Source organism: Hydrogenophaga sp. (assembly GCF_018780385.1).
In the GTDB taxonomy this organism is placed as follows: Bacteria; Pseudomonadota; Gammaproteobacteria; order Burkholderiales; family Burkholderiaceae_C; genus Hydrogenophaga.
On record NZ_JADMJO010000028.1, the window covers coordinates 44,462 to 54,555 of the forward strand.

General features: G+C 65.1%; 14 protein-coding genes. 8 read left to right on the forward strand and 6 right to left on the reverse strand.

Going from position 1 to position 10,094, the window contains the following annotated elements; translation table 11 throughout:
• Positions 1–57 precede the first annotated feature (57 nt).
• Complete coding sequence (locus IV113_RS11755; RefSeq protein ID WP_291084906.1) at positions 58–1,038, forward strand: tripartite tricarboxylate transporter substrate binding protein; 981 nt, start codon at positions 58–60, stop codon at positions 1,036–1,038.
• 175 nt (positions 1,039–1,213) lie between these two features.
• Positions 1,214–1,813, forward strand: a complete 600-nt coding sequence (locus tag IV113_RS11760) for an OmpW family outer membrane protein (protein ID WP_291084909.1) — start codon at positions 1,214–1,216, stop codon at positions 1,811–1,813.
• Between the two features lie 9 nt (positions 1,814–1,822).
• Here IV113_RS11760 and IV113_RS11765 read toward each other — a convergent pair whose 3' ends face one another.
• From IV113_RS11765 to paaA, 5 genes are read right to left on the reverse strand one after another with little or no spacing between them, the layout of a single operon-like run.
• A complete protein-coding gene (locus IV113_RS11765) occupies positions 1,823–2,935 on the reverse strand; it encodes a 2Fe-2S iron-sulfur cluster-binding protein (protein WP_291084912.1) in 1,113 nt (370 codons plus the stop codon).
• Between the two features lie 4 nt (positions 2,936–2,939).
• On the reverse strand, positions 2,940–3,464 hold the full coding sequence (paaD, locus tag IV113_RS11770) for a 1,2-phenylacetyl-CoA epoxidase subunit PaaD (protein WP_291084915.1): 525 nt from the start codon (positions 3,462–3,464) through the stop codon (positions 2,940–2,942).
• Positions 3,465–3,472: 8 nt separating this feature from the next.
• Entirely contained in the window at positions 3,473–4,324 is an 852-nt protein-coding gene (paaC, locus tag IV113_RS11775) for a 1,2-phenylacetyl-CoA epoxidase subunit PaaC (RefSeq protein ID WP_291084918.1), read from the reverse strand.
• Complete coding sequence (paaB, locus tag IV113_RS11780) at positions 4,324–4,626, reverse strand: 1,2-phenylacetyl-CoA epoxidase subunit PaaB (protein ID WP_291084921.1); 303 nt, start codon at positions 4,624–4,626, stop codon at positions 4,324–4,326. Before paaB ends, paaC begins: the two co-directional genes overlap by 1 nt.
• Positions 4,623–5,636 (reverse strand): 1,2-phenylacetyl-CoA epoxidase subunit PaaA, encoded by a 1,014-nt coding sequence (gene paaA, locus IV113_RS11785; protein WP_291084924.1) that lies wholly within the window; start codon positions 5,634–5,636, stop codon positions 4,623–4,625. Before paaA ends, paaB begins: the two co-directional genes overlap by 4 nt.
• A gap of 160 nt (positions 5,637–5,796) precedes the next feature.
• Between paaA and IV113_RS11790 the strand changes: the two genes are divergently transcribed.
• Entirely contained in the window at positions 5,797–6,459 is a 663-nt protein-coding gene (locus IV113_RS11790) for a CAP domain-containing protein (protein WP_291084927.1), read from the forward strand.
• A 7-nt stretch (positions 6,460–6,466) separates the two neighbouring features.
• On the opposite strand, the gene rlmJ is transcribed toward IV113_RS11790, so the two are convergent.
• A complete protein-coding gene (gene rlmJ, locus IV113_RS11795; RefSeq protein WP_291084929.1) occupies positions 6,467–7,384 on the reverse strand; it encodes a 23S rRNA (adenine(2030)-N(6))-methyltransferase RlmJ in 918 nt (305 codons plus the stop codon).
• 206 nt (positions 7,385–7,590) lie between these two features.
• Between rlmJ and rplM the strand changes: the two genes are divergently transcribed.
• The 5 genes from rplM to erpA form a co-directional block, all read left to right on the forward strand.
• The gene (rplM, locus tag IV113_RS11800) at positions 7,591–8,022 is read left to right on the forward strand and encodes a 50S ribosomal protein L13 (protein ID WP_056267763.1); all 432 of its coding nucleotides are present in this window, start codon (positions 7,591–7,593) and stop codon (positions 8,020–8,022) included.
• Between the two features lie 12 nt (positions 8,023–8,034).
• Entirely contained in the window at positions 8,035–8,427 is a 393-nt protein-coding gene (gene rpsI / locus IV113_RS11805; RefSeq protein WP_056267767.1) for a 30S ribosomal protein S9, read from the forward strand.
• 100 nt (positions 8,428–8,527) lie between these two features.
• Positions 8,528–9,235: a DUF6776 family protein gene (locus tag IV113_RS11810; RefSeq protein WP_291084936.1), complete on the forward strand. Its 708-nt coding sequence runs from the start codon at positions 8,528–8,530 to the stop codon at positions 9,233–9,235.
• 29 nt (positions 9,236–9,264) lie between these two features.
• Positions 9,265–9,663 carry a polymer-forming cytoskeletal protein gene (locus tag IV113_RS11815; protein WP_291084939.1) on the forward strand — a complete coding sequence of 133 codons (399 nt, stop codon included), beginning with the start codon at positions 9,265–9,267 and terminating at the stop codon, positions 9,661–9,663.
• Positions 9,664–9,775: 112 nt separating this feature from the next.
• Positions 9,776–10,094, forward strand: a 319-nt coding sequence (erpA, locus tag IV113_RS11820) for an iron-sulfur cluster insertion protein ErpA (protein WP_291084942.1), incomplete at its 3' end; no start/stop codon positions are given.

The following is a 10,094-nucleotide window of genomic DNA, read 5'->3' on the forward strand; positions in this document are numbered from 1 at the left end:
CCACATCCGGGCGAGGCAGCGGCCAGCATGCTGCGCGCCCCCACATCAGGAAACCGCATGCATTCCCCTTCCTCATTGACCCGCCGCACCGTGCTGATGGCAGCGGCCGCCAGCGTGGCGGCGCCCGCTCTGCGGGCCCAGACCCTGCCCCGCACCATCCGGCTGGTGGTGCCGTTTCCGCCCGGTGGTTCGCCCGACATCCTGGCCCGTGCCTTGCAGCCCCGGCTGGCCGCGGCGCTCGGCGTGAACGTGGTGATCGACAACAAGCCGGGAGCCGGAGGTTCGCTCGGTGCGACCGATGTCGCGCGCTCCGCGCCCAACGGCGCCACCCTGCTGATGGGCCACACCGGCACGCTGGCCGTCAACCCCGCGATCTATCCCGGCCTGGCCTACGACCCGCAAAAGAGCTTTGCACCGATCGCCTGGGTGGCCCGCGTGCCCAATGTGCTGGTGATCAACGCGTCGCTGCCCATCACCACGTTGAAACAATTGATCGAGCGCGCCAAGGCGCAGCCCGGCCAGCTCACGCACGCGTCGGGCGGCAACGGCAGCGCTGCCCACATCGCCTTCGAATACCTCAAGCAGCGCGCGGGCATGTTCATGCTGCACATCCCCTACCGCGGCACGGCGCCCTCGATCACCGACGTGATCGGTGGACGCGTCGACTGCACCTTCACCGGCGCCCCGGCCGTGCTGCCCCACGTGCAGGGCGGTCGCCTGCGTGCGCTGGCGGTGTCCAGCCCGCAGCGCCTGCCCGCCCTGCCCAACGTACCCACGGTCGCCGAGAGCGGTTACCCAGGCTTCGAGGCCGATCAGTGGTACGGCGTGGTCGGCCCGGCCGGCATGGCGCCCGAACTGGTGGCGCGGCTCAATGCCGAGATCAACGCGGCGCTGGTCCACCCCGAGGTGCTGGAGCCGCTCACGCGCGAGGGTGCCACGCCCATGCCGTCGAAGCCGCAGGATTTTGCCGCGCTGATCGCGCGAGAGATTCCGCGCTGGGCCGAGGTGGTCCGCGTCGGCAACGTCAAGCCATCCTGAGCGGCGCTGCCGGCCAGCCCACCGCCTGAGGGCGCGACCGGCGAATTGATCTGCGTCAAACGCGGGTGTTGCCGCCGTGGGTGTGCCGGTGCGCATTGATGCAGCGCAACATGCCACAGCCCGGGGTCTTCTGTAATCGATGTCGGGAATGTTCCCGGCTCGATCACTGAAAACCATGAAAAAGACCACTGTCGCTCTCGCTTCCCTCGTGCTGCTGGCATCGGGCGCGGCCATTGCGCAAGACTTCACCGCGGGCTCGCTGCTGGTGCGTGCTCGCGCTGTCCGTCTGGACAGCGCCAACAAGGACAGCACCGGCCTGAACCTGTCGATCAATGACAAAACGCTGCCTGAAGTTGATTTCACGTATTTCTTCAGCCCCAACCTGGCCGCCGAGCTGGTGTTGACCGTGCCGCAGAAGCAGCGCGTGTACGCCGGCGCCACCCAGATCGGTACGCTCAAACACCTGCCGCCCACGCTCACGCTGCAGTACCACTTCAACCACAGCAGCGGCGTCAAACCCTACGTGGGTGCTGGTCTGAACTACACGCGTTTCAGCTCGGTGGATCTGCTCGGCGGTGCGGCGGACCTCAAGCGCAACAGCGTGGGGCTGGCGTTCCAGGCGGGCGTCGACATTCCGCTGGCCAAGAACTTGTACCTCAACGTCGATGTGAAGAAGGTCTACATCAAGACGGACGTCATCGCTGGCGGCAGCAACATCGGCACCTTCAAGGTGGACCCGATGTTGGTCGGTGTGGGTCTGGGCTGGCGCTTCTGAGGCAGCGCCTCAGCGCTCGTCGTAACTGATCACCAGGCGTTCGCTCGTGGGGCGCGCCTGGCAGCTCAACACGAAACCCTTGTCGGTTTCCCAGGGCTCCAGCGTGTAGTTCTTCTCCATCGCCACCGAGCCCTCCACCACCTTGGCGCGGCAGGTGCAGCACACGCCGCCGCGGCACGACCAGGGCAGGTCGAGTCCGGCATTGAGTGCCACGTCGAGCACACGCTCGTCGCGGTTCATGCGCAGTTCGTGTGGCTTGCCGTCGAGCAGCACGGTGAGCGCCACGTCGCCCTCGGTTCGCCCGGCCGCATCGGCATGGCCGAGCACCACCGCCCTGCGCGCTTCGGCCGGCAGGGCGTCGAGCGTGGGCGAGGTGAAGCGTTCGGTGTGCACGCGGTCGGGCCGCACGCCTGCACCGAGCAAGGCTTGCTCGGTCGCTTCAATCATGGCTTCGGGCCCGCAGATGAACACCTCGTCCATGCTGGCCACCGGCAGCAGCGTGGCGATGAGCGCACGCACCTTGTCGCCGTCGATGCGGCCTTCGAGCAGCGGCACCTCCTGCGCCTGGCGCGAGAGGATGTGAATCAACGTCAGTCGGCCGGCGTAGCGGTCCTTCAGGTCCTGCAGGGCTTCGTTGAACATCACGCTGTCCATGCGGCGGTTGCCGTAGACCAGGGTGAACTTGGCCTGTGGCGATTCTTCGAGTGTGCTGGCCATGAGCGAGAGGATGGGCGTGATGCCCGAACCCGCTGCGAAGCCCACGCGGTGCAGTGCGCGAGGCTTGTGCACGGTGAAGCGGCCGTCCGGCGGCATCACCTTGAGGGTGTCGCCGGCCTTCAGCTCGCGGGCGGCCCAGTTGGAAAACACGCCGCCGTCCACCGGCCGGATGCCCAGTGTGAGTTCACCGCGTTGTGTGAGCAGGCTGCGCGGGCTGCTGATGGAATAGCTGCGCCGAACATCTTGCCCGCCGATGGTTGCACGCACGGTGAGGAACTGGCCGGGTTCGAACGAGAACGCCGTGCGCTGCCCGGGCGGGATGGCCAGGGTGATGGCCACCGCGCCCGCGGCCTCGGGGCTGATGCGGGCGATGGGCAGCTCGTGGAAGTGGGGTGCAGTGCTCATGGCATCAATACGGCTTGAAGTAGTCGAAGGGTTCGAGGCAATTCAGGCAGCGGTACATGGCCTTGCACGCGGTGGAGCCGAAGGGTGAGGTTTCGGTGGTGTGGGTCGAGCCGCATTGCGGGCAGGGCACGGTCTCGCGCTGCAGGGCCTGGCGCGAAAACTTCAGCACGTTGGTGCCTGCGTTTGCGGTGCTGCCGCATTGCGGCGGCGCGATGCCGTAGGCGCGCAGCTTCTCGCGCGCAACGCCGCTCATCCAGTCGGTCGTCCAGGCCGGCGCCAGTTGCGTGACCACGCGTGCGGTGATGCCGGCGTTGGCCAAGGCGGCGCGCACATCGTCTTCGATCTGCCCCATGGCCGGGCAGCCGCTGTAGGTGGGCGTGATCACCACCTCGGGCGTGCCGTCGACGCCCCATCGCACCTCGCGCAGGATGCCGAGTTCGCTCAGACTGACCACCGGAATCTCAGGGTCGCTCAGGTCGGCGAGCGCGGCCCAGATGCCTGCTTGTTCGTGTTCGGTGGCGGCATGCATGGTGCGCTTCACCAGACGGCTTGCGGATGCGTGCGGGCCAGGCTCTGCATCTCCGCAAGCAGAAAGCCCATGTGTTCCGAATGCACGCCCAGCTTGCCCTGCGGAACGTAGCCTTGCACAGCCGGGCGCTCGAGCGTGGCCTCGTTCACCGTGTCGTCCACCAGCGCGTCCCAGTCGGTCTTGAGGTCAGCCACATCGACGCCCGTGCCGCTGTTCGCCGCCTGCGTTTCGGCCTCGCTGCCGATCCAGAATTCCTGGCAGTAGGGCAGCAGGTGGTTGAGCGCGGCCTGCGCGCGGGCGTGCGATTCGTCGGTGCCGTCGCCCAAGCGCACCAGCCAGTCGCTGGCGTGGCGCAGGTGGTAGCGCACCTCCTTCAGCGACTTGGCGGCGATGGCGGCCAGGTGCGCGTCGGCCGAGGTCTGCAGCCTGTCCCACACCAGCACCATGAGCGCGCTGTAGAGGAAGTTGCGGGTGATGGTGGTGGCGTAGTCTCGGTCGCCCGACGCCGTGCTGGCCAGCGGCCCACTGTGCGGCAGCTCCAGCAGCGTGAGGTTGCGGAACTCGGCGGTGTCGCGGAAATAGGCCAGCGTGTCCTCGGTCACGCGACCCTCGGTGCGTGCGCCCTGCAGGTGTTGGAAGCGCTGCGTGAGTTCGGCATCGTCGTTGATGCGCGCGGCGGCGTGCTGGTACAGCATGCGGGCCTGGCCCAGCAGATCGAGGCTGTTGTTGGCGAGGGCCAGATCCTCTTCAAGGATGGGCCCGTGGCCGCACCATTCGGCGTTGCGCTGGCCGAGCACCAAGGCGTTGTCGGCCAGGTGCAGCAAGTAGTCGACGGGTGCATGGGTGGGAGCCGAGACCATCACATGTGCCCCACTTTGTCGGGGATCTCGTAGAACGTGGGATGGCGGTACACCTTGTCGGCCGCCGGGTCGAAGAAGCTGTCCTTGCTGTCGGGCTCGCTGGCCGTGATGCTGTTGGACGGCACGACCCAGATGCTCACGCCTTCCTGGCGACGTGTGTACACGTCGCGCGCCATCTGCAGCGCGTGCGGCGCGTCGCTGGCGTGCAGGCTGCCGCAGTGCTTGTGTTCCAGGCCCTGCTTGCTGCGCACGAAGACTTCCCAGAGGGGCCATTCCTTGAGGGCGGTGTTGGTGGTGTTCATGCGGCCTCCTTCATCGTGCGTGCTTGTTGTTTGGCCGCATGGGCCAGGGCCGCCTCGCGCACCCAGGCGCCGTCGTTCCAGGCTTTCACCCGCGTGGCCAGGCGCTCCTTGTTGCACGGGCCGTCGCCGTTGACCACGGCCCAGAACTCATCCCAGTCGATCTGGCCGTAGTCGTGGTGACCGCGCACCTCGTTCCATTTGAGATCGGGGTCGGGCAGCGTCACACCCAGCACCTCGGCCTGCGGCACGGTGGCGTCCACGAACTTCTGGCGCAGGTCGTCGTTGGAAATGCGCTTGATGCCCCAGCGCATGCCCTGCACGCTGTTGGGGCTGTCGGCGTCGGGCGGGCCGAACATGGCCAGGCACTTCCACCACCAGCGGTTAACCGCGTCCTGCACCATGGCCTTCTGTTCGGCCGTGCCCTGCATCATGGTCATCAGGCACTCGAAGCCCTGGCGCTGGTGAAAACTCTCTTCCTTGCAGACGCGGATCATCGCGCGGGCGTAGGGGCCGAAGCTGCAGCGGCACAACGGGATCTGATTCATGATCGCCGCGCCGTCCACCAGCCAGCCGACCACGCCGACGTCGGCCCAGGTCAGCGTGGGGTAGTTGAAGATGGAGCTGTACTTGGCCTTGCCCGAGTGCAACGCGTCGAACATCTGGTCGCGGCTCGTGCCCAGGGTCTCGGCCGCGCTGTACAGATACAGGCCATGGCCGCCCTCGTCTTGCACTTTGGCCACCAGAATGGTCTTGCGCTTGAGACTGGGCGCGCGCGAGATCCAGTTGCCCTCGGGCAGCATGCCCACGATCTCGCTGTGCGCGTGCTGGCTGATCTGGCGCACCAGCGTCTTGCGGTACGCGTCCGGCATCCAGTCGCGCGGTTCAATCTTGCCGTCGGCGTCGATCACGGCGTCAAAGTGCGCCTGCAGGGCGGCGTCGTGCGGCACCGACTTGAGCGGGTTGCCCGGCTTGGCGTCGGCATCCGGAACGTTGAACGACTGGGTGTACATGCGCGTCTCCTGCGCCACTGGCCGGGCGCGTGGATCGCAGTATAGCCAATTAGCCGACCGAGCGGTCGGCTAATTTTGCGACGCCCACTCAACGTATCTCCACGCTGTACCGATACACGCGCTTACCGGCGATTCCGGCGCCTCACCTACAGTGGCTCACATGAACTCTGCTGTCACCACTGCGCTTTCCCATCCTGCGTCCTCCTCGCCAGCGGCCCGTGTGCCGGTGGTGCTCGTGCTGTGTGCGTTGTTGCTGGCTTGCGGTGGCGGAGGTGGCGATGACCCGCCAGCGGGCCCCGATGGCGTGATCGGCACCACGCCCACCACGGTTTCAGGCTCGTCGGGTGCCACCGGTGGCGGAACCGGGCCCGTCGCGCTGGACGCCAGCACTAGTTGCGGTCTGCCGGAGTTTCGCATCGACCTTCTGCGGCAGATCAATGCCGCACGCTCGGTGGCCCGCACCTGTGGCAGTGCCGCGATGGCGGCCGCCGCGCCCTTGACTTGGAACGACCGCTTGTTTTCCGCCGCTGCGCGCCATTCGCGCGACATGGCGACCAGGAACTACTTTTCCCACATCGGCCTGGACGGTCGCAACCCGGCACAGCGTGTTGCCGACGAAGGCTACGCGTGGTCCTGGGTGGGCGAGAACATCGCCGCGGGGCAACCCGCTGTGTCGCCGGTGATGAGCAGTTGGCTGGCCAGCCCTGGGCACTGCGCAAACATCATGCGACCCGAGTTCCAGGAGGTGGGCGTGAGCTGTGTGCAGCAGGCGGGCAGTACCTATGGTCGTTACTGGACCATGGCGCTGGGCCGCCCGCAGTGATCGAGCTTCAGCCGCCCGATTCCAAGGTTTGTGATTTGCCGCGGCCGCGGCCAAGGTGTGCCAGCAACTGAGGCAAGGCCACCTGCAGCACGGCTTTGAGCGTGTGGGGCGGGTTGATCACAAACATGCCGCTGGCGGTCAGCCCGGGCCGGTCTTCAGGACCGTGCGTCGGGTCCTGGCCGATGGCCAGCGCGGCGTTCAGCCAGGGCTTCTGCGCCTGGTTGGCCAGCGTCTTGAGGCGGCGTGGCAAATCGTGGGCCTCGGGCCGCGGGATCACCGGGTACCAGACCAGATAGGTGCCAGTCGGGAAACGCTTGATGGCCTCTTGTATGCAGGCGCTCACTTTGCCGTAATCGCTTTTGATCTCGTAGCTCGGGTCGATCAGCACCACGGCGCGTTTGGAGCCGGTGGCCGAAGGCGGCGGCGGCAGCAGCGGGCGCAAACCTTCAAAACCGTCTTCACGCGCCACCGCGATCTGCCGCCCGGCGTCGAGCTGGGCGATGTTGGCCGCGAGCGTTTTGCTGTCGGTGGGGTGCAATTCAAACAGCTTGAGCCGGTCGCGCGACTCGGTCCGCATCAACTGCTGCATCACGAAGGGCGAGCCGGGGTAGACGCGCAGCGCGCCGGAGGGGTTGAAGCCCGCGATGATGTCGAGGTAGTCCTCGATCGCGGGCGAAACATCCTTGGCCGGCGGCTGGTCGGCGGCCCTGAGCGCCGCCATCAGCTTGACCACGCCGTCCTTGGCCTCGCCCCCGGTCTCGGTGTAGTCGCCGTCCAGGCGGTACAAACCGGCACCGGCGTGGGTGTCGACCAGGGTGATGCCGGCCTCTTTCTGCATCAGATGGCGCAGCGTGGCGATGAGAGTGGTGTGCTTGAGCACGTCGGCGTGGTTGCCGGCGTGGAAGGCGTGTCGGTAGCTGAACATTCTTCGATGGTAGCGGTTTGACCACGCCGGGCGGGTCTGCAAACGTTGAAATTTGCCAGTCACCCCTGCAATTTCGTACAATCGAGGGCTTCGCAGCGAACTGCTGGCTCCGCGACGAAGTATCCAAAACCCACCTAAGAGCGTTCCGTCAGAGAACGACCGACCGTGGAAAAGAGCCGCCAAACCACCTCTTCAAGAGAAAACTCATGACCAAAACGTTCAGCGCAAAACCCGCTGACGTGACGCACGAGTGGTTTGTGATTGACGCGACCGACAAGGTCCTCGGACGAGTAGCCAGCGAAGTTGCTCTCCGTTTGCGCGGCAAACACAAGGCCATTTATACGCCTCACGTCGATACCGGTGACTTCATCGTCATCATCAACGCAGCCAAGATCCGCGTCACGGGCAACAAAGCCCTCGACAAGGTCTACTACCGCCACTCGGGTTATCCCGGCGGTATCTATGGCACCAACTTCCGCGACATGCAGGCCAAGCACCCTGGCCGCGCACTCGAGAAGGCTGTCAAGGGCATGCTGCCCAAGGGCCCGCTCGGCTACGCCATGATCAAGAAGCTCAAGGTGTACGGCGGTGCAGAGCACCCGCACACCGCCCAACAGCCGCAAGTGCTGGAACTCTAAAGGAGCCTTGAGATGATTGGTGAATGGAACAATGGAACCGGCCGTCGCAAATCCAGCGTCGCCCGTGTCTTCCTGAAAAAAGGCAGCGGCCACATCACGGTCAATGGCAAGGACATTCAGGCCTACTTCGGCCGTGAAACCTCCATCATGATCGCCAAGCAGCCCCTGCTGCTGACCAACCATGCCGAAACCTTCGACATCCAGGTCAACGTGCACGGTGGCGGTGAATCCGGCCAGGCCGGCGCCGTGCGCCACGGCATCACCCGCGCCCTGATCGACTACGACGCCACGCTCAAGCCGGGCCTGTCGCAAGCCGGTTTCGTGACGCGCGATGCTCGCGAAGTCGAACGGAAAAAAGTCGGTCTGCGCTCCGCGCGCCGTCGCAAGCAGTTCAGCAAACGCTAATCTGTCTGGCCTCAACTGCAAAAGCCGCCTTCAAGTCGAACTTGGGGCGGTTTTTGCTTTCTGGGACCGGGTTGCGTTTGCTTTCATTTGAAAGGTTTGCATGCGGTTTCGGCTTCTGCGCAGAAAACTCACCGTCAGCGCGCCGCGCATGGCGGTGCGCAGCGCGTTGCCGTGGCCGTTTCGCTGGCTGCTCGGCGCGGTCGTGCTCGGCTTCTCCGGGTCGATGGCCATGTGGGCCTTCGATGTTGGTCGCGACATTGCCGGTCTGGACCGAGAGTCCAAGCAGGAGCTCACCCGGCTGCGCTCCGAAGTGCAAGCCTTGCGCGTCGATCTGCTCCACGCGCAGTCGGTGGCCAACACGTCGGAGAGCCTGCTGACCACTGAACGCAGTGCGCAAGAACAGCTGGCCATGCGCATACGCCAGCTCGAGGCCGACAACGAATTGCTGCGCACCGATCTTGGTTTTTTCGAGCGTTTGATCCCGGGTTCGGGCGGAGATGCACTGAGCATCCGCAGTCTGCAGGCCGAGCGTGTGTCCGACACCCAGTGGCGGTGGCAGGCGCTCATGATGCAGGCCACCAAGAATGCGCCCGACTTCAAAGGGTCACTTGCGATCACTTTCACCGGCACGCTCAACGGCAAGCCGTGGTCGTTGGCGCAGGCGCCAGTGCCACAGCCGGTATTGATCAAAGGCTACCTGAGGCTCGAAGGCATCGTCGATGTGCCTGCTCAAGCCATGGTAAAAAACGTGACGGCCAAGATCCTTCAAGGGAGCTCGGTGCGGTCGGTACAAACATTCCAGCTGTGACAGCAGCGATCCGTCGTTTGGAGAAGCCCATGTTCGGCAAGAAAAAACAGCCCCCCATCAAGAGCCTGATCGCCCAGGGCACCCGCATCGAGGGCAATGTCTTGTTCCACGATGGATTGCGTGTGGACGGCGAGGTGGTCGGCGACATCCGCGCCAGCGACGAACAACCCAGCATTCTCGTGATCAGCGAGGTGGCGGTGATCACCGGTCAGATCCTGGCCGACCACGTGATCATCAACGGCCACGTCAAGGGCCCGGTGCAGGCGTTCGAGCTGCTGGAGCTGCAGCCCAAGGCACGCATCGAGGGCGACGTGTCGTACAAGGCCCTGGAGATGCACCAGGGCGCGACCATCACTGGCCAGCTCAAGCCCATGGTCGGCGGTGTGGAGGACAAACCCACACTGAAACTGGCGGCAAACAACGGTTGAGCGCATTCCCGAGCGAATTGATTTAGTATCTTTCCCATCCCCCGGAGCGCTGTGCGCCCGGTCTTTCTCCGTGGACCTGATTGAGGGCCACACCATCCCAAGAGGTCATCCCATGAGTGCAGTGGCAGAAAACATCCAGACTGAAATGCCGGCGCCGCTGGTTTTCACCGACAGCGCCGCCGCGAAGGTGGCAGAACTGGTTGCTGAGGAAGGCAACCCGGACCTGAAGTTGCGCGTGTTTGTGCAAGGTGGCGGTTGCTCCGGTTTCCAGTACGGTTTCACCTTCGACGAAGTGACCAACGAAGACGACACCACCATGACCAAGAATGGCGTGTCGCTGTTGATCGACGCCATGAGCTATCAGTACCTGGTGGGTGCCGAGATCGACTACAAGGAAGACTTGGAAGGCGCGCAGTTCGTGATCAAGAACC